The organism is Myxococcus virescens, from assembly GCF_900101905.1.
Classification (GTDB): Bacteria; Myxococcota; Myxococcia; order Myxococcales; family Myxococcaceae; genus Myxococcus; species Myxococcus virescens.
Genome location: NZ_FNAJ01000001.1, coordinates 1,319,339 through 1,338,253 on the forward strand (window position 1 = coordinate 1,319,339; position 18,915 = coordinate 1,338,253).

11 protein-coding genes are annotated in these 18,915 nt (G+C 70.1%); 4 read left to right on the plus strand and 7 right to left on the minus strand.

The features are described from left to right. Positions 1–95: 95 nt before the first annotated feature. Both BLU09_RS05415 and treZ read right to left on the minus strand, forming a co-directional pair. A complete protein-coding gene (locus BLU09_RS05415) occupies positions 96–1,439 on the minus strand; it encodes a discoidin domain-containing protein (RefSeq protein ID WP_090486391.1) in 1,344 nt (447 codons plus the stop codon). A 309-nt stretch (positions 1,440–1,748) separates the two neighbouring features. Further along, the gene (gene treZ / locus BLU09_RS05420; protein WP_167371025.1) at positions 1,749–3,608 is read right to left on the minus strand and encodes a malto-oligosyltrehalose trehalohydrolase; all 1,860 of its coding nucleotides are present in this window, start codon (positions 3,606–3,608) and stop codon (positions 1,749–1,751) included. A gap of 257 nt (positions 3,609–3,865) precedes the next feature. On the opposite strand from treZ, the gene BLU09_RS05425 reads away from it, so the two are divergent. After that, positions 3,866–5,011, plus strand: a complete 1,146-nt coding sequence (locus BLU09_RS05425; protein ID WP_167371026.1) for an AAA family ATPase — start codon at positions 3,866–3,868, stop codon at positions 5,009–5,011. Positions 5,012–5,119: 108 nt separating this feature from the next. Further along, on the plus strand, positions 5,120–5,500 hold the full coding sequence (locus tag BLU09_RS05430) for a DUF5335 family protein (protein WP_186817737.1): 381 nt from the start codon (positions 5,120–5,122) through the stop codon (positions 5,498–5,500). Between the two features lie 127 nt (positions 5,501–5,627). Here the strand turns inward: BLU09_RS05430 and BLU09_RS05435 are convergent, their stop codons facing one another. Then, entirely contained in the window at positions 5,628–6,458 is an 831-nt protein-coding gene (locus BLU09_RS05435) for a M57 family metalloprotease (RefSeq protein WP_186817736.1), read from the minus strand. 539 nt (positions 6,459–6,997) lie between these two features. On the opposite strand from BLU09_RS05435, the gene BLU09_RS05440 reads away from it, so the two are divergent. Then, entirely contained in the window at positions 6,998–8,458 is a 1,461-nt protein-coding gene (locus BLU09_RS05440; RefSeq protein ID WP_090486404.1) for a phospholipase D-like domain-containing protein, read from the plus strand. Here BLU09_RS05440 and BLU09_RS05445 read toward each other — a convergent pair. Together BLU09_RS05445 and BLU09_RS05450 are read right to left on the minus strand one after the other, a co-directional pair. After that, positions 8,455–9,849, minus strand: a complete 1,395-nt coding sequence (locus BLU09_RS05445) for an MBL fold metallo-hydrolase (RefSeq protein WP_186817735.1) — start codon at positions 9,847–9,849, stop codon at positions 8,455–8,457. The genes BLU09_RS05440 and BLU09_RS05445 overlap by 4 nt on opposite strands. Positions 9,850–10,113: 264 nt before the next feature. After that, positions 10,114–15,024, minus strand: a complete 4,911-nt coding sequence (locus BLU09_RS05450) for a DNA topoisomerase 3 (RefSeq protein WP_373284007.1) — start codon at positions 15,022–15,024, stop codon at positions 10,114–10,116. Between the two features lie 498 nt (positions 15,025–15,522). Between BLU09_RS05450 and BLU09_RS05455 the strand changes: the two genes are divergently transcribed. Further along, positions 15,523–15,807 (plus strand): hypothetical protein, encoded by a 285-nt coding sequence (locus tag BLU09_RS05455; protein WP_020478295.1) that lies wholly within the window; start codon positions 15,523–15,525, stop codon positions 15,805–15,807. A 251-nt stretch (positions 15,808–16,058) separates the two neighbouring features. Here BLU09_RS05455 and BLU09_RS05460 read toward each other — a convergent pair whose 3' ends face one another. Together BLU09_RS05460 and BLU09_RS05465 are read right to left on the minus strand one after the other, a co-directional pair. Then, positions 16,059–17,558, minus strand: coding sequence for a hypothetical protein (locus BLU09_RS05460; protein ID WP_186817734.1), 1,500 nt, complete (start codon positions 17,556–17,558; stop codon positions 16,059–16,061). 137 nt (positions 17,559–17,695) lie between these two features. After that, complete coding sequence (locus BLU09_RS05465) at positions 17,696–18,871, minus strand: SDR family oxidoreductase (RefSeq protein WP_090486413.1); 1,176 nt, start codon at positions 18,869–18,871, stop codon at positions 17,696–17,698. Positions 18,872–18,915: the final 44 nt, after the last annotated feature.

The window sequence follows — 18,915 nt, forward strand, 5'->3', positions numbered from 1 at the left end:
GGATGGCGTTGATGGCCCCCATCGGATGCGCTGAAAACGCCCCACCCCAGCACTCCTGGGAGTACCGGGGTAGGGCGCCAACTGCCGTCAGCCGCTCACTGCTCCGCGGGGATTTCGCGCACGGACAGCCACTTGAAGTCCACGTCGGTGGCGCTGTCCCAGCGGAAGACCGCGATGGGGCCGCCCCAGGTAATCGGCATGGCGTTCACCGCGCCGCCACAGTGGCTGGCGTCGCCACCCCAGCTGCCCGAGTCCACCATGTCGTAGACCTTCTTCCAGGTCTTCTTGTCGGCGTTCTCGTTGAGGTACATCTCCAGGCGCACGGCGTCCTTGCCGTTGACCTTGGTGTTGCGCATCACCGACTTGAAGCCCACCCAGCGGCCGCGGAGCGCGGACGTGCCCGTCTTGTACGACGCCTGCTCGTAGGAGACGTGCCACGTCTCCTTCTGCCAGCGCACGCGGCCGTCATAGTGCAGCGAGCCCTTGTAGGCGCTGCCCTCGCAGCCCGAGTGGTTGTCGTTGTGCTTGCCGCCTCGCGCGTACCAGGCGAAGTTGTCCGAGTTGTCGGACGTGGAGTTGACCTTGATGAAGCCCGTCATCTCCACGTTCCGCCAGTCGTTCGCCGCCTGCATGTAGCCCCGGCTGGCCAGCACGTCACGGTCGTAGGTCGGAATCTTGGACGCGCTGTAGCCCGTGGAGGTGAACACGGACATGCGCACCTTGCTGTTCTTCATCTTCCAGGAGCCGTCCGAGTTGCGGGTGATGGTGTTCTGCGGGTCAAAGCGATTGTCGGACGTCGCGTTGTCCGCCAGGAACCACTGCTCGCCGCCCGACTTGGTCGGGTAGATCATCGTCACGCCGAACTTGTCCTGCGTGGGCGTGGGGCCGGGGTCCGGATTCTCCGGGTCCGGGTTCTCCGGGTCCGGGTCCGGGTCCGGGATGGTGGCGCCGGAGAGGGCCGCCATGTCCGTGATGCTGCCCCAGGTCGTCTGGGTGCTGCCGTAGAAGGTGACGCGCACGTAGCGGGCGTTCACCGTGGGGAAGGTGACGCGCTCGAACTCAGCCGTCTTCCCGGAGGAGATGCCCACGAAGACGCGGGTGAACGTGGTCCCGTCCGTCGACGTGGAGATGTCGAAGAGGTTGATGCGCTCGTTGCCACGGAACCAGGCGATGTCCAGGCCGTTCAGCGGCTTCACCGACCCCATGTCTGCGCGAATCCACTGGCCCGCACCGGAGGCCGACCAACGCGTGGCCTTGTTGCCATCCACCGCCATCGAAGGAGGGGTGGGAGCGTCATAGGAGCTGGCGGTGGCGGAGACGAAGCCTCCGGCGGCCAGCGCGGGCGTCGCGAACGCGCCGACGGCCAGCGAGAACGCGGTGACAGACGTGCGGAAGCGCTTCCATCCCCCCAGGGACGAAGTCGAGTGCTGTCGATTCAAGTGACTACCTCAAGTGAGGCCGCGAGCTTCCGCGACACATCGGAGCGGCCAAGAGCCTTTCCGGAGCGCCGCGTTCCCCCCGCGGCGCGTGGACTTCCATTTTTTCCCCGGCCGCACGGAAAGAGGCACCCGCGCTTGCGCGCGGAGGCTTTCTCCAGGAGCGAACAGAGGTGTTACCGACTCAACGACGGACTGCGCGCCCCAATACCCTTTGAGTCGATATGGAATTCCCACGACATTTCTTGAGCATGTTTTCAGCCATGCCCGCTCGCCCTGCGGCGATACATGCAATGAAACACGGCGCGTTTATCAGTCTTTGGCGGGAAGTCTTATCACAGCCAGAGCCGAACCCTTCAGCCGCACGGTGTCTTGCTTCAATGGCTGCAATTTTTCGGAGCCGCCGAAGCAAGCGTCTTCAGTCCACAGCATCAGCGCCGAGCCGGCGGGCACCGGATAATCCAGCGCGCCGCGCAGGCTGAGCAACACCTGCAGGCGCTGGCCGCCCCCACGCCGTTCGAGCACCAGGGCGTCCGGCCCCAGGGCCCGGGCCGCATAGGAGCCCCGCCCCGTCTCGCGCAGGGCGGGCTCCGACGCGCGCAGACGGAGCAGCTCCCGGTAGAGCGCCCGCACGCCCGCAAGCCCTGGCTTCTCCGCCTCCGCCCAGTCCAGTCGGGAGCGGGTGAAGGTGTCCTCCGCTTGCGGGTCCGGCACCTCCGCGCCCGCGAAGCGCGCGAAGCCGGCGAACTCCTTTCGCCGGCCCTCCGTGACGAGCTTGCCCAGCGCCGCGTTGTGCTCGGTGAAGTAGAGGAAGGGCGTGCTGGCGTTCCACTCCTGCCCCATGAAGAGCATGGGCGTGTAGGGAGACAGCAACAGCAGTCCACTCATGGCCCGGAAGGCCGCGGGGCTCACGTCGTGCCCCAGCCGCTCGCCGAAGGCACGGTTGCCCACCTGGTCATGGTTCTGGATGCAGTGGACGAAGCGCCAGGGCTCCAGCCCCTCCGCCTTCGTGCCTCGCGCATGGCCCAGGTTCTTCGACACCTGCCCTTCGTAGAACCAGCCCTGGTTCAGCGTGCGCGCCAGGTCCTCCGTGTTGCCCGTGTAGTCCTGGTAGTAGCCCTCGCTGTCCCCCGCGAAGGCGCGGCGCAGCTGGTGGTGGAAGTCATCCGCCCACACGCCGTCCAGCCCCAGGCCGCCCTCCGACGCGGGGCGCAGCAGGCGCCGCTCGTTGCGCTCGTCCTCGGCGATGACATGCACCTGCCGGCCCGGCGCGCAGGCCCGCGCCCGCTCGGCGACTTCGGTGAGCAGGTGCGGCGTGCCGTCGTCGATGATGGCGTGCGCGGCGTCCAGGCGCAGGCCGTCCAGGTGGTAGTCGGCAATCCACATCTCCACGTTGGCCAGCACCTGGGTCCGCGCGTGGGCGCTGCCTTCGCCGTCGTAGTTCACCGCGTCACCCCACGGCGTGTGGTGGCGGCCGGTGAAGTAGTGCGGCGAATACACCCGCAGGTAATTCCCATCCGGTCCGAAGTGGTTGTAGACGGCGTCCATCAGCACCGCGAGCCCATGCGCGTGCGCGGCGTCCACCAACCGGCGCAGCCCCTCCGGACCGCCGTAGGCCTGCTGGGGCGCGAACAGGCTCACGCCGTCGTAGCCCCAGTTGCGGCGTCCCGGGAAGGACGCCACCGGCATCAGCTCCAGCGCGGTGATGCCCAACTCCTTGAGGCCAGCCAGACGCGGGATGAGCGACTCGAAGGTGCCTTCGGGCGTGGCCGTGCCCACGTGCACCTCGTAGATGACCAGCGCCTGCGGCGCCACGCCCTTCCAGCCCGCGTCCGTCCAGGCGAAGTCGGGCACCACCACTTCGGACGGCCCATGCACGCCCTGGGGCTGCGAACGCGACCACGGGTCCGGGAAGGGGCCTTCGCCGTCCACGCGCAGCTTGTAGCGGAGCCCCGCGCCCTGCCCTTCCAACACCGCGCCGAAGCAGTCGCCGGGCTCCGGCGTCATCGGCAAGACGCGGCCGGGATTGCCATGCGCGTCGTGCAGCACCACCTCCACGCGCTGGTGGCCGGGCGCCCAGACACGCCACCGCACCCGCCCGTCCGCCTCCACCCACGCCCCCAAGAGAGGGGCCTTCGACCGCGCTGCCCGAGACTCATCCGCTGGACCCATGGGCACGTCCCTGTAATGCGTCACCCCTGCCCTTGAGGAGCACTCCGTGCGGCCGGACGCGCCCGCCGCGCGGCGGATGTTCACGGGTAGGCATGGTGCCCGGAAGGAATGGGGACCGGCCGACGGTGTTCGTGACGACGACACTCCGGGCTGGACGACGGCCGTGAGCGGGCGCGCGGCCCGCCTTGTCGGCCCCGCGCCCCGCCAGGATGATGCGCCCTCCGGCGGCCACCCGCCCCTGATTGGAGTCCCCTGGAATGAGCATCACCCACCCTGGCCTGGAGCCGCTGCCCGAATCGCCTGACGAGGACGTGCGCGCGCGCGTCGCCGCCATCGAGGTCCTCTCTCCCCGCGAAATCGACGAGCGGTTGTCGGACCTGGGCTACCGGGGGCAGACGGAGGCGCGCCGCGCGGCATCCGTGCTGGCGTACCGGCACCTGCGCCGCATCCGCCACCTGTTCCTGGAGGGGCTCGCCCCTGAACCGGGCATGCGGGAGAACTGCCTCTTCCTGGGGCCCACCGGCTCGGGGAAGACGTTCCTCGTGGAGCTGCTGTTCCGCGAAATCCTCGCCGTCCCCACCGTGCTGGCGGACGCCACGCAGTTCTCCGAAACCGGCTACGTGGGCGACGACGTGAGCACGCTGCTGTCGCGCCTGTACGAAGCCGCGGACCGGAACGCGGCCTGGGCCGGCTGCGGCGTGGTGTGCATGGACGAGTTCGACAAGCTCGCCACCAGCCGCTCCGACAGCCGCTTCGCCGGCCAGCAGACCACGAAGGACGTCAGCGGCTTCGGCGTGCAGCGCAGCCTGCTGCACATGCTGTCCGCCCCCAGCGCGGACTTCCCGCCCGACTTCGGCTTCACCAGCCGCCAGCGGCCCGACACCATGGAGCTGGCCTGCGTCACCTTCATCGCGTGCGGCGCCTTCAGTGGCCTGGGCGCCACCGCGGAGGGGCTGGCCCGGAGCGAACACCTGGGCTTCGGCCGCGAACCGCTCCCGGCGCGGTCGGAGAGCATCGCCACGCGAGTGACGGAGGAGCAGCTGGAACAGACCACCGCCTTCGCGCGCTACGGCTTCATCCCGGAGCTCATTGGCCGCTTCAACCGGCTGGTCTCCTTCTCGCCCCTGGACGCGGGTACCCTGGGCGACATCCTCCAGCACAACGTGCTGCGTGCCTATGAGCGCGAGTTCGAGCAGGAAGGGCTGCGCCTGCAGGTGGACACCGAGGTGCGGGAGTTCGTGGTCGCCCGCGCGCTCAAGCGGGAGACGGGCGCGCGAGGGCTGCACACCACCCTCGCCCCCTTGCTGGAGCGGGCCGCCTACGAGCACTTTGGCCACCGGGGCAACGACGGCACGCTCCGGCTGACACTGGAGGGCGGCGAGGTCCAGGCGCGGCGGGTGTAGCCGCGCGCCTTCCGGCCAGCTGACGTGCCAGGGAAGCAGGCCCGTTCCACACCCCGCACGCACAAGCCTTACGGTTTTGCTGAGCAACGGAATCCGGAGGGCAGACACATGCATCACACTCGGGAGATACCCAGGGAAGGCTGGGGGGACTACCTCGCCTTGCTGAGCAACCTGGAGCGCGACCACTGGGTGCGCATCGAGACGGAGAGCACCGACTTCGGCGACCAGCCGCTCGCCGGCAGGCTGCCGCTGGTGGAGATTGCCCTCGAGTCGAAGGGGAGCGACCAGGGCTCCGTGGAAATCATCGTGGGCCGGCCGGGCGGAGAAGTCACCCACCGCATCCTCAAGCCCGACCACATCTACGCGGACGAGAGCGAGAGCGGCGAGCTGGAGTGCCTGGACATCGAGGACGCGGACCACGTGAAGACGCTCATCTTCTTCGAGTCGCAACGCGCGGGCGAAGAGCCGAGCATCGGCGCGCCGTCCTGACGACGGGCCCCACGCGAGCACGATGAGGCCGGAAGGCACCCGCCCGAGCACGGGGTGCCCTCCAGCCAGCGCGCCTTCCTGACCGGGCCTCACGGCGCGGCCAGGGCGGCGGTCCTGCATCGTGGGACTACGGGTACAGCGCGCGAGCGCCCTGCTTGTCCAGGGTGGTGAGCACCAGGTCGCCCGTCTGGGTGCCAGCGCACTGCGGGTAGTGCATGACGGACGCGCGGTCATACGTCGACGTCAGGGCGCGCCACGCGTTGTCCTCGAAGCAGCCGCTGCCCGTGGAGCGGGTGTGCTCGTGGCGGAAGCCCAGCACGTGGCCCAGCTCGTGGCGCATGATGCCCTCCAGCGTCCAGGGCGAGATGGGGCCGAAGGCGGTGTTGTCCACCAGCACGTTGCGGCCCGAGCGCCCCGAGTTCGGGAAGAAGGCGCGCGCCAGATACTGGCCGCCCGAGTTCACCGGACGCACGTCGAAGAGCACGTTGTTGTTCGAAGCGGTGCAGGCCCCATCCTGCGCGGTCACGTGGATGAAGTTGACGTTCGCGGTGGCCTCCCAGGCCGCCGTGGCGCTGTTCATCGCCGTCACCACGCGCGACTTGTTGCCGGAGAAGGTGCTGCTGACGCAGTACGTGAGGTTGCGCGCCTGGGTGGCGCTCCACTTCACGTCTCCGCTGGTGGCCTTGGTGGGGCTGGTGTTGTAGACGGCCAGGCCGCCCCGGCTGGTGCCCGTCTCCGCCGCGACGTGGTTGTCGAAGAAGGCGCGCAGCTCCTCCTCGCTGTCCAGCGCCAGGTCGCCGTCGAAAATCAGCTTGCCCTCGGGATCCTCGTACACCGAGGCCCGGAACTCCTCCCACGTCATCTTCGTCGGCTCGGACTCGGAGGCCTCCGGGCCACCGCACGCGGAACCGAGAAGGGCCACACCAGCAACCAGCGCAACGGAGCGGAACTTGAGCATCTTGGGGTTTCCTCTGACGCCTACTTCGGGGGACGCACCCGCCGCCCGGCGATTCCGCCAGCCGCGGCCTGGAGCGCTCCGCCCTTGAGCAACCGCCGCGCCAATCCGACGCCCAGAGGACAAATCAAGCTTTCATGACATTGCGTGGACTAAAGACATTCCATGTTTGGAGTCAAAGGACGTAAAGGCTCCTGACGGCGCGCCCGGCAACGTGGCGTCGGCACGGCGGAATCGCGTCTTCCGAGGGACTTGCATCCAAACCAGACAGTGCTGTCTGGTTGTCGGTCACCTGCCCCGTGGGTCAGGTCCGCTGCGCCCGGGGAGAAAACCACCCGTTGCAAAACGCCAGACATTGGCAAGATGCATTCCCAGACAGCCTGCGTCAACCCTCTCACCGCAGCAGGGCCGGATTGGTTCAGCCAGCGTCGGCACACGGGGAAGACGGCCGCGGGGGGTTGATTCCCGACGCATGGGGGCGCCGAGGACTGCGCGCTCCGTGCGGGCGTGATAGGCGGAACAGGAGGACCCCGCCGTTCGCTATGCACCTGTTCGACATCCCCGCGTGGTTGGAGGTGGCCTGGCCCCATGTGGTGGCGGCGCTGACCGTGCTCATCAGCGTGGTGGCCAGCGCCCATGCGGTGCTGCACAAGCGGGACGTGCGGGCCGCGGTGGGCTGGGTAGGGCTGGCGTGGCTGGTGCCGGTGCTGGGCGGGGTGCTGTACGTCCTGCTGGGCATCAACCGCATCCGGCGCCGGGCACGGTCCTTGATGCTGAAACAAGAGCACGGCCGCTTTCCGCCGCTGTTCCAGGTGGCGCCCATGAAGGCGGAGACGGTGAGCGGCCCCCACCCCGAGGCCGCTCCCCTGGCACCCCTGGTGCGGCTGGGGGACGCGGTGGTGGGACGGCCACTGCTGCCGGGCAACCGCGTCACCGTGCTGGAGTCCCGCCGGGACGCCTACCCCGCCATGCTGGAGGCGATTGACGCGGCGCGCACGACGCTGTCGCTGTGCAGCTACATCTTCGACAATGACGTGGCGGGCCGGCGCTTCGTGGAGGCGCTGAGCGCGGCGGTGAAGCGGGGCGTGGAGGTGCGGGTGCTGGTGGACGCGGTGGGCTCGCGCTACACGTGGCCGCCCATCCTGGGCCGGCTGCGGCGAGCCGGCGTTCGCGCCGCGCGCTTCCTGCCGTCGCTGATGCCCTACCGGCTGCCCTTCGCCAACCTGCGCAACCACCGCAAGCTGATGGTGGTGGACGGGCGCGTGGGCTTCACGGGTGGCATGAACATCCGCAAGGCCTTCTGGCCCGGCGAACATGCCGCCGTGGACCTGCACTTCCGCGTCGAAGGACCCCTGGTGGGGCAACTCCAGGAGACCTTCGCGGAGGACTGGGCCTTCACCACGCGCGAGCGGCTGACCGGCGAGGCCTGGTTCCCGCCGCTCACCGAAGTGGGCACCGTGCTCGCGCGAGGCATCGCGGACGGCCCGGACGAGGACTTCGAAACGCTGCGCACGGTGCTGCTGGGGGCCCTGGCCACGGCGCGGACGTCGGTGCGCATCGTCACGCCCTACTTCCTCCCGGACACGGCGCTCATCACCGCGCTGAGCGTGGCGGCGCTGCGCGGCGTCCAGGTGGACATCCTCCTTCCCGAGAAGGGCAATCTTCCGCTGGTGCAGTGGGCCGCCTGGGCGCAGCTGTGGCAGGTGCTGCGGCCGGGCTGCCGCATCTTCCTCACCGCCCCGCCCTTCGACCACACGAAGCTGATGGTGGTGGACGGCGTGTGGTCGCTCATCGGCTCAGCCAACTGGGACCCGCGCTCGCTGCGGCTCAACTTCGAGTTCAACGTGGAGTGCTACGACACCGCGCTGGCCACGCAGCTGGAGGGCGTGGTGGCCGCGCGGCTGCGCAACGCGCGGCCCCTCACGTTGGAGCAGGTGGACGCGCGCGCCCTGCCCATCCGCCTGCGGGATGGGCTGGCGCGGCTGCTGTCGCCGTACCTCTAGAGCAGGGCGCGCCGGACCCGCCAGAAGGTCTCCTTGGCGGCGCGGTAGCCCCGCGAGTCCTGGGGCAGCAGCATGCGCAGCAGCTCCGCGGACTGCGTCTGCAGGGGCCGCACGCAATGCGTCTCCACCTTGGCGCGCAGGAAGCCCAGCGGGTCGCGCTTGCGGTAGTCCGCGAAATAGGTCCGCAGCTCGTTGCGCGTGCGCGCCTGCCCGTTGTCCGCGTACTTGGCCACATAGGGACTGAAGTCCGGGTAGAGCCGCCCCGCCCCGAAGTCGCCGTGCAGCGTCGTCTTCATGAAGTTGCCGATGAGCAGGTCGTCGAAGACCTGGTAGCGCACGGCCGACATCAGCGAGCCGCGTGGCACCTCGAAGGTGATGCCCCGGCGGAAGCGGCGCTTCTGGAATTCGATGACGTGCTCCCGGCCTCCCACGCGGAAGCGCAGGAAGTCGAGCGTGCGCCCCAGGTGCTCCACACCGAGGAAGTAGGTGGTGAGCGCCGTCACATCGTCCGTGTCCAGTGAATCGCTCCAGTCGTCACCGAAGGCCTTGGGGTCCACCGGGCGCAGGACGCGCTCCCGAGGCTGGATGCGCTCCGTCTGACCGCGGCTGAAGTCGTGGCGGATGAACGCGGGCAGCAGCGAGCAGGTGCGCGACTCGAAGCCCCGGCCGTAGTCCTCCAGCCGGGTGGTGTACTCGGAGGCCCAGACGCTGTCGGCCCGCTGGTACTTGTGCATCGAGCTGAAGGGGATGAAGTAGCGCACCCCATAGAACTCCGCCTGCCGGGCAATGGTCCGCCCCACGGGCGTCTTCGCCGCGGCATGGGGCGCGATGCGCTGCCCGTCCTCGGTGAAGAAGTTGATCATATCCGCGTCGCCATACCCGGACAGGGCCAGGAGATACGACTCCTGATACCCGCTGACCACCTTGCGCACGAAGTGGCTGGCCCCGCGGTCCCCCGCGTCGTTGAGGTTGACCAGCAGCCGCCCGTCCATGTCCACCAGCAGGACGGCGTCCTGGTTCACGTCCGGCAGGCACATGACGCGGATGCGCGGTGACAGCTGCGTCCACACCCGGTCCGCCAGCACGTGCACCTTGAAGCCCTGCCCTCGCAGGTCATCGCGCATGCGGTGGCCGAAATGGTTGGGCACCAGCAGCGTGCGCGAGCGCAGCGCGCCCAGCGATTCCATGCTCAGGTGGTCCGGGTGGCCATGAGACAGCCACACGTAGGAACAGGCCTGGATGGCCTCGCGCTGCGCCGCCGGAATCTCATGCGACAGCGTCCAACTCCCGAAGTATGCGCTGCCGTCCGTCCACGGGTCGGTCACCAGCACCGGACCGTGGTCGTGGCAGATGAGCGTGGCGTTTCCAATCGTCTCGAAGCCCAGTTCCATCGCGTGCCCCCCTTCGCCCTGCGTCCGCGCACAAGTCCGCTGGTTTGGCCGGTCCAACGTGACGATGGGCGGACGCCGCCTGCACTGCCCGGCAGCACGGTGAAGATGATTCGTTGCCTGGACGCACGCTGCCCGTTCCTGCGGGCGTGGAGACGCGGCCCCTTGCGCCCCGCCCTCGGGCTTGCGCTGGAATCTCCGTGGCGCGCGGAGGGAAGCGCCCTTCCCTTCGTGGGAAGGACGCCTCCTTCCGCGAGGCGCCCGGGCTCAGCTCCTGCGCGCCACGAGGGAAAGAATCTGCGCGCCGTAGCGCTCCGTGAGGGAAGGCCCCACCCCGTGGATGGCCATCAACTCCGAGCCATTCTCCGGACAGGCCGACGCGATGGCCTCCAGCACCCGGTCCGTGAGGATGCGGAAGGCGGGCACGCGCCGCTTGCGCGCCTCCGCGAGCCGCCAGGCCTTCAAGGCCTCCACCATCTTCGGAGAAGGCTCGGCCGCGGCGCGGCGGCCCGGCGCGGAGGCACTCGGAGCCCCCGTGCTCCGGGACGCACGCGGCGCCCCGACGGTGCTCTTCGAGGGAGCGTTCGCGCGCCAGTGCGTCGGCGGGTCTTCCTCATCGGATTCGGATGCCGTGCGCCGCGTCGCGGCCCCGGCCTTCGCGCGGACCGTGCGTTTCTTGGCCGAGGACCGCTTCGCGGTGCCCTTCTCCGCGCCCTTGCCCCGCCTGCGCTTCGCGGCCTTCTCCAGGGGCAACGGTAGGGCGACCCGCTGGGGGTCCACCGCGCGCGTGCGCCGGCCCTCGTCCGTCAGGGCGAGGCGCTGGAACGAAATGACCTGCCCGTCCTTGTCGAACGAGTCCACCTCCAAGCGCGTCAGCCCGGCGCGGACCAGTCCGCCCACCAGTCGCTCGAAGTCGCGCCGTGGCAGGGACTCTCCGAACAACTCGCGGTGGAGCCGTCCGGTGGCCTGTCCGTCCCGCTCCTGGAGCGACTCCAGGATGCGCTCCAGCCAGTGCCGCTCCGCGGAGGTCGGCTCGGCGAAGCGCAGCGTGGCGCAGTCCTCCGGCGCGCAGACGTCACACAGGCCGCACGGCTCACCCGAATCCTGGGTGTCACCGAAGTGCCCCACGAGCTGCTTCATGCGGCAGCCATGGGCCTCCGCGTAGCGCCCCATCTGCTCCAGGTGCAGCAGTTTGCGATCGCGCTGGGCCGAGTACGACGCGGACCAGCCCGGCTTCCCGCGCATCACCGTCTCGTCAGGCGTCATGACGACGCCGCCGTGAATCCAGAGCTGCTCCAGTGCCTTGTCGAAAACTTCGGGATCTCCTCGCACGCGGCCCTGGAGCACGGCCTTGGGCTCGAGCTGCGGCGCCGTGGACTTGAACAGCCGCTCCAGCACGTACGCCTCCGGGTAGTCGCGCCGGTGGAAGAACTCGTGCGTGCGCCGGTCGATGTACGAATGCAGCAGCACCGCGCGCGACGGCTTTCCATCGCGGCCCGCGCGGCCCAGCTCTTGGTAGTAGCCCTCCAGGCTGGCGGGGAGCGCCGCGTGGATGACGGTGCGCACGTCCGCCTTGTCGATGCCCATGCCGAACGCCGTGGTGGCCACGATGACCTCCAGCGAGCCCCGGAGGAACTCGGCCTGCACCCTGTCTCGCTCCGAAGGCTGGAGCCCCGCGTGATAGGCGGCCGCGGGGAACTCGCCCGCGAGCTGGTCCGCGAGCTGCTCGGCGTGCTTGCGCGTGGCCGCGTAGACAATCGCGGGCCGGTTCTCCTCGTCCTCGAGCAGGCCCTGGATGGCGTCGCCGCGCGCGCCGGGGTTCAGCTCCCGCACCTCGATGGCGATGTTGGTGCGGCGGAAGCCGTGAATGAAGGTGCGCGCCTTGCCCCCGGGGCCTTGCAGGCCGAGCTGCTGGACGATGTCCCGCTGCACGTCCGGCGTTGCGGTGGCGGTGAGCGCCACCACGGGCGCGGGGCGCAGCAGGGGCAAACGTGCGCCCAGGAGCCGGTAGTCCGGGCGGAAGTCGTGCCCCCACTGGGAGATGCAGTGGGCCTCGTCCACCGCGATGAGCGCGGGCGTGCGGCGAGCCAGGAACTCCACGAAGCCCGGGACGCCGAGCCGCTCGGGCGCGATGAACAGGAAGTCGAGCCGGTCCTCCAGGTAGTCCGCGCACACCTGCCGCGACATGGCCCGGTCTCTTCCGGAGTGGATGCGGTCCGCCGCGAAGCCGAGCGACTGGAGCCGCGCCACCTGGTCCTCCATCAGCGCGATGAGCGGACTCACCACCAGCGTGGTGCCCGCGCGCGCCAGACCCGGCAACTGATAGCAGAGCGACTTGCCCGCGCCCGTGGGCATCACGAGCAGCAGGTCCTCTCCCGCCGTGGCCGCGCGGCACACGGCCTCCTGATACGGCCGGAAGTCCGAGAAGCCGAACGCCTCCTTCAGCAGCGGACGCAGCGCCTCGGGCGCCGTCGGTGCGCGCCGCACGCGCTCCGGCCGCTGCCCGGTGGACGCGGCTGACGCCGGGGTCCTCGCACGGTTCACTGGAGCGCGAGCGGCGCCCGTGTTCTCCCAGGCCCCGGCGTTCCAGCCCGCGCCGTCCGCCCGCGGAAGACGCGAGGCCGCGCCTCCGCCCGGTGACATGGTGGAGGACAGCGGCTCGCCATGAGGCTCCGAGCGCCCCATAGAGCCCGAGGTCCTGCTCCGCCGCGTCCCAAAGAGTGGTTCCGAAGCGTCCGAGAACGCGCCCGGGCGTCCCTGTCCCTGCACACCCGGCGCAGCATCCGCGAAGCGCTCGGCAGACGCCTCCGTGAACGTCCCCTGCCGGCCACGCCCCGACACCCCCGCCGAAGCATCCGCGAAGCGCTCGGCAGACGCCTCCGCGAACGCCCCCTGTCGGCCATGCCCCGACACACCCGCCGAAGCATCCGCGAAGCGCTCGGCAGAAGCCTCCGTGAGCGCCCCCTGCCGGCCACGCCCCGCCCCCCCCGCCGAAGCATCTCCGAAACGCTCAGCAGAGGACTCCGCGAGCACAGCCTGTCCGCCAGGGCCACGCGCTCCCGCGCCAGCGCCGTGCGCCGCAGCCGCGCCCTCGTTCGCCACCTGCGCCGCGCCGCCCTGCCCCCAACCTGCTCCAGGTGGAGCCCCCAACACCTCGTTGCGCGGAGGCCGTTGCGGCGCGGTGGCGCCATGGCCCACCACCTCGATGACATACGCCTCGATGCCACGGATGAACTCATCGAGCTGGCCTTCGCCGCGCTCGATGCGTTGGAGCCACGCTTCCCACTGGCCCGTCATGGCCGGCGTCTTCACATCCGGGTGCACCACCTGGATGAGATGGATGCCCTTCTCCGTGGCCTCCATCACCTTGCCCCGGCGGCGCAGGTACTCGCGGTCCAGCAGCACCTCGATGATGGCCGCGCGGGTGGCGGGAGTCCCCAGGCCCGTCTCGCGCATCGCGTCCGCGAGCTCCTTCTCATCCAGCGCCCGCCCCGCCGACTCCATGGCCGTCAGCAGCGTCGCATCCGTGAAGCGCGGAGGCGGACGCGTGCGCTTCTTCACCGCCTCCACGTCCTCCACGGACTGCGGCTGCGCGCGCGCCAACCCCGACGGCAGCGTCTGGGGCTCGTCCTCCGGCTCCCGCTCCGCGTCCTCGCCCTTGCGCCCCTCCGGCTTCAGCCGCGGCGCCTTCTGTCCGCCGCCAATGTCCAGCACCTTCCAGCCCACCTGCTCCACCTGGGTGCCCGTGCTCTGGAAGCGGTCCACCACGGGCGGCGCCCCTGCCGACGTCACCGCGGTGATGACCGTGGTGACCCGCCAGACGTGGTCCTCGTGCCACGCCTGGAGCAGACGCCGGCACACCAGGTCATAGACGCGTTGCTCGTCCGGAGACAGCCGCACCCCGCCCGGCGCCGTGGGCGTGGGGATGATGGCGTGGTGGTCCGTCACCTTCGCGTCATCCACATAGCGCTTGCCCAGCGCCCGAGCCCCCGTACCGACGGCCAGGTCCTCCTCGTAGGGCCCGCGAATGGCGTTCACCACCTCCGGCAGCGTGTCCGCCACGGTGCGCGACAGGTGCCGGCTGGCGGTGCGCGGATAGCTCAACAGCTTGTGCTTCTCGTAGAGCGCCTGCGCCACCTCCAGCGTGCGCTGCGCGCTGAAGCCGTGGAGTCGGTTGGCGTGCCGCTGCAGCTCCGTCAAGTCGTAGAGGAGCGGAGGCGCCATCCTCTTCTCCTCCGACTCCAGCGATTCGATGAGGGCCCGCCCGGCGCGCACCCGGTCGATGATGGCCTGCGCCTCCACGCCGTTCGCATCCAGCCGCCGCGCCTCGCGCACGCCCTCGAAGCCCGGCGGCGCCACGGGCTTGCCATCCGGCCCCGAGCGGAACCACGTGCCCTTGTACAGCGCGTCCGGCGGAACCCCCTTCGCCCTGGGCGCGAAGGTGGCCACGAGCTCCAGGTAGTCACGCGGCACGAAGTCGCGGATGGCCAGCTCGCGCTCCACCACCATGGCCAGCGTGGGCGTCTGCACCCGGCCCACGCTCAGCATCTCTCCATGGCCCCCGTGCGCCAGCGTGTACAGGCGCGACAGGTTCATCCCCACCAGCCAGTCCGCCCGGCTGCGCCCCATGGCCGCGGCGGCCAGCGCTTCGTATTCACGGCCGTCCGCGAGCCGGCGGAAGCCGTCCTGGATGGCCCGCTCCGTCAGCGACGACACCCACAGCCGCTGTACCGGCTTGCGGCACTTCGCCGCGTCGTAGATGTACCGGAAGATGAGCTCGCCCTCGCGCCCCGCGTCCGTGGCGCACACCACCGAGGACACCTCCGGCGCGTTGAGCACCTGCTTCACCACCTCGAACTGGCTCCGCGTCTCCTTGGAGACGACCAGCGGCCAGTCCGCCGGGAGCATGGGCAGCAGCGCGCGGCTCCACTTCTTCCAGTCCGCGCGAATCTCATGGGGCTGCGCCAGGCCCACCAGGTGCCCGATGGCCCACGTCACCACGTAGCCATTGCCGCGCAGCCAGCCCTCACCGCGTTCGTTCGCCCCCAGCACCCGCGCGATGTCGCGCGCCACCGAGGGCTTCTCCGCCAGCACAGCCAGCAAGGAGGGGCGACCGGAGGACGCCTTCGCACCGCCGTCCCTGCCTCCGCGCCTGTCCTCCCGGGGCGTCTCGCCCATCTCTTCCCACCTCATGTGCCCTGTCCCCTCCCGCCCACCACACCACCCCCCAGGGAGGGAGCCTGGAGACGCAGTGTGAGCCACTCCCCTATCGTGTCAGGCTGACATCTCCGAGTCCCGCCTCGCCCTACCCGTGGCGCCTGCTCGCCCCACGTCCCACCCGCCACCTTCCAGGTCTCTGAGAAGACGCGGAAAATCCACCCCGCCAACACCCACTGAAACACGCCAGACACGCTGGCGCGCTCACGCAAGCAATTGGCGCGGAGGCGGAAAACTCCATCCTGGGTCTGAGCCAGTATGCCCTTGTCGCCAGTCACTTCGGCGGACCGAACGGGGGGAAGACGCATGTCGCACGTCGCGTATGGACCGGGCCGGGGGGCATCTGGGGGAAACACGAGGCTCGGTGCAGTGTCGCACGGCGACAAGGGAAGCAGGGCCACGGCTCAACGGCCGAGGCGCTTTTCCCGGGGGGAGTGGCTCGAGGCCACTGGGGGGGCATTGGAGGGCATCGTCATTCCGGAGCTGGCCACCTTCGCGGGGGCGAAGCGGGCACAGCTGGCGGTCCTGGCGAATTCAGCCGTGACGGCAGCCATCCAAATCCAGTCGAGGGACGTAACGCGGGTGGCGTCCATGCGCCCGCAGACGTTCGGACGCGCTCAGACACAGGCACGGCTGCGGGCGCTCTCACGGCCCGCGGTGCCCTGGGACGCAGCAGGACAGGTGAAGGGGGGGCCTCGGCTCCCCCGAGTGACGGTGCTGGGGGCACCGGGCACGCGCACCTGAAGGGGCCGTAAGCGGTGTAGGGGGAAGGTGTCACACGCAGTTTCGCTGGAGGGGTCCAAGGCCCTCCGGACACACACCAAGGGCGGGTAGGAAGACGGCGCCGCGGGGGCGGCAACGTCTGTGGAAGGGGGACCCGGGGTCACGCTCGCCAGAGGGGGAGGGCGAACCCGATAGATGGGTCGAAATCCGAGGGATGCTCCGAGTCCATCGGGGCATCCCTCGTTGCTTTGCGGGGCACCCGGCCCGGGTGTTCACTCCACGAACAGCGCCGCCGAGCCCGTCACGGTCCGGTGAAGGGTGAGCCACAGCGCGTTGCCGGCGTCGTCCACGGAGGCGAAGTAGTCCACGTCCGCGGAGAGCGCCTGGCCATCCAGGGTGACGCGGGTGGGCGGCGTGGACGCGGTGTAACCGCGCAGCACCAGCACGGGATTCGCCAGGGCGCGGCCGTTCGTCTCGAAGCGCAGCGAGGCGCGGTTGTTGACGCCGACCTCCGCCTCCCAGGTGGCGTACACCGGGTTGTAGCCGGGCACATCCCGCGCCACGGAGTCATCCCGCCCCACCCCACCGGGGCCCCGGTCCAGGACGCGGCCCTCGGTGGCCGTCAGCCGCACGCCCTGCCAGGCCTCCACTTCCGCCGCCAGCCGCAGCACCGGGTTCGAGGTGTGCGTGCCCAGCACCATGAAGACGGAGTAGCTCTGGTACGGGTAGCCGGACAGCATGGCGTCGTCGCTGTAGCGCGGGTACTCGCGGAAGCCCACCGCGCCGAAGTTGCTCCCCCACGCCATCCGGTGCGAGCGCGTGGGGCCCTGCGCGGGCAGCTCGTACTGGTTGAGCTGATAGGTCCAGTTCCAGTCCTCGGGCATGGGGCCGTCCTCGTCCACCTGCCCCCAGGACGGGTATTGCCAGTAGCCGCCCGCGGGCTTCTGCGCCCACGTCTGCGTCTGCACCACGCCCATCTCCGCGTCGGGCGACGCAATCCACATGCGGGTGTAGGGCACCACGTTGGGCTCGCGGTAGTCCCAGCCGCTCGCCCGCGTCAGCGGCCCCGCCCCGAGCGTTACGAAGCGGTAGCGGTCTCCCCAGCCCACGCCGGAGATGTCCGCGTTGCCGTCCCCATCGAAGACGATGTCGCCGTAGGGCGAGCGCACGTCCGCGTTGATGACGTCGGGCGGCGCGCCGGACGCATCATGGGTGATGGCATAGAGCGGATGGCTCCGCCCGGTGGCGAAGAGGTAATGCACCGTCACGTTGACGACGTGGCCACCAAGCTCCATGGGCCAGCGGAACTCATGCAGCGCGTGGTGGCGGCCCTCGAAGCGCGTGCGCCACGTGCCCCGGATGCCCTGCGTCCAGTTGCCCCACGGCGGGCTGACGCGCAGGTGGCTCGCGACGATTCCCCAACCCGGCACCATGCCGTCCGAGCCATCACAGACGCGCGTCGCGCCCGCGACCTCGTAGGTGTAACGGCGCAGGTAGCCGCCCGTCCATCCCTTGGGGTCCGTGGCGTCATTGCGCACCAGCGACGCCGAGCGGGGCTTGCAGTCCGCGTCGCGCCACTCGAAGCGGTCGGTGCGGAAGCCTTCCAGATTCACATCCCGCTCCAGTCGGAGCGGCGCACAGTCACCCGCGGGCGGCGTCTCCGGCCGCACGTCCTTGCCGCCGCACGCGGCCACCAGCGCGGCCACCAGCACGGACGTGCCGCGCGCACGGAGGATGGGTGATACGGCGTCCTTCAGCAGGTCGGGCGTCATGATGGTCGTTCCCCCAGGCAGCAAGCCGCGCTGCCCCACCCTTCCTGCCAAACCCGCATCCCCGGACGCAAGGACGGGCAGTGCGAGGAGGCGCTTCACCTGCCCCCATCCGCCCGTCCCCGCGCTCGAAGGCCCGCTCAGCCCGCGTTGGCGGTGCCGTGCTCCTGGTGCCACGCGGCCAGCACTTCCTTCTCGCGCTCGGCGGACAGGCCGGAGCGCAGCTTCGCCTGACGCTCGGGAGGCAGCGTCTTGAACCAGGCCACCGTGTCGCGAATCGTCTCCGCGGCCGGACGGAACGTGATGCCCGCCGCCAGCGCCTTGGCGATGCTCACCTTGCCGATGCCGCCCTCTTTCCCGTTGCGCGGCATCCAGGCGGGCATGTCCGACCACGCCTCCACCTTGTGCTTCGTGAGGAAGTCGGTGTCCACCCACGTGAAGCGCGCGTCGCTGCCCAGGGCCGTCTTGTTCGCCTCCAGGAAGTCCCGCATCAGCAGGTCCTGGCTGGGGCCGGTGGCGTTGAAGATGCCCGTGGTGCGGGCCTCCACGGAGCGGATGATGAACGCCGCCAGGTCCCGCGCGTCGATGAACTGCAACGGGTCCACGCCGTCGCCGGGCGCCAGCACCTCGCCCCCGCGCGCCACGCGCAGCGGCCAGTAGGTGAAGCGGTCGGACGGGTCATCCGGCCCGACGATGAGGCCCGGCCTCACGTTGAAGACGCGGCCCGGCATGGCCGTCTCCGCGGCCTGCTCGCACAGCGCCTTCAACGCGCCGTAGTGCTTCTCCACGTCTTCGGTCGCCGTGTCCTCCACCGTGGCCACGGGGGCCGTCTCGTCGAGCCCCTGCCGTGACAAATCCTTGTAGACGGAGATGGAGGACACGAAGGTGTAGTGCTGGACGTGCGGCGCCAGCAGCTCCGCGGAGGCGCGCACGATGCGCGGCACATAGCCGGAGGTGTCCACCACCGCGTCCCACTTGCGGCCCTCCAGCGCCTTCAGGCCCTCGCCCTTGTTCGGGTCGCGGTCGCCCGTCAGCTTCTCCACGTCCGGGAAGAGGCCCGGCTTCGTCTTCCCCCGGTTGAAGAGCGTGATGGTGTGGCCGCGCGAGCGCGCGAACTCCACCAGCGCCGGCCCCAGGAACGCGGTGCCGCCCAGGATGAGGATGCGCAACGGCGCGGCGGGCGCGGAGGACTGCTCCCCCTGACCCTGGGTGGAAGACGCGGCGGTGCCGGACGTGCCCGTGGTGGCGCACCCCATGGCCCAGAGCGAGCCGACCGCGGCCGCTCCCTGAATCACACTCCTGCGAGACAGCGTCATGCGGGATTCCTCCTGCGTGTGTGGACTGACTTCGTGTGGATGAC

Coding starts and splice junctions, on each gene's coding strand:
- treZ (WP_167371025.1), bottom strand. CDS start 3,608: ATGGGTCCAGCGGATGAGTCTCGGGCAGCGCGGTCGAAGGCCCCTCTC.
- BLU09_RS05425 (WP_167371026.1), top strand. CDS start 3,866: ATGAGCATCACCCACCCTGGCCTGGAGCCGCTGCCCGAATCGCCTGAC.
- BLU09_RS05430 (WP_186817737.1), top strand. CDS start 5,120: ATGCATCACACTCGGGAGATACCCAGGGAAGGCTGGGGGGACTACCTC.
- BLU09_RS05435 (WP_186817736.1), bottom strand. CDS start 6,458: ATGCTCAAGTTCCGCTCCGTTGCGCTGGTTGCTGGTGTGGCCCTTCTC.
- BLU09_RS05440 (WP_090486404.1), top strand. CDS start 6,998: ATGCACCTGTTCGACATCCCCGCGTGGTTGGAGGTGGCCTGGCCCCAT.
- BLU09_RS05445 (WP_186817735.1), bottom strand. CDS start 9,849: ATGGAACTGGGCTTCGAGACGATTGGAAACGCCACGCTCATCTGCCAC.
- BLU09_RS05450 (WP_373284007.1), bottom strand. CDS start 15,024: ATGGGCGAGACGCCCCGGGAGGACAGGCGCGGAGGCAGGGACGGCGGT.
- BLU09_RS05460 (WP_186817734.1), bottom strand. CDS start 17,558: ATGACGCCCGACCTGCTGAAGGACGCCGTATCACCCATCCTCCGTGCG.
- BLU09_RS05465 (WP_090486413.1), bottom strand. CDS start 18,871: ATGACGCTGTCTCGCAGGAGTGTGATTCAGGGAGCGGCCGCGGTCGGC.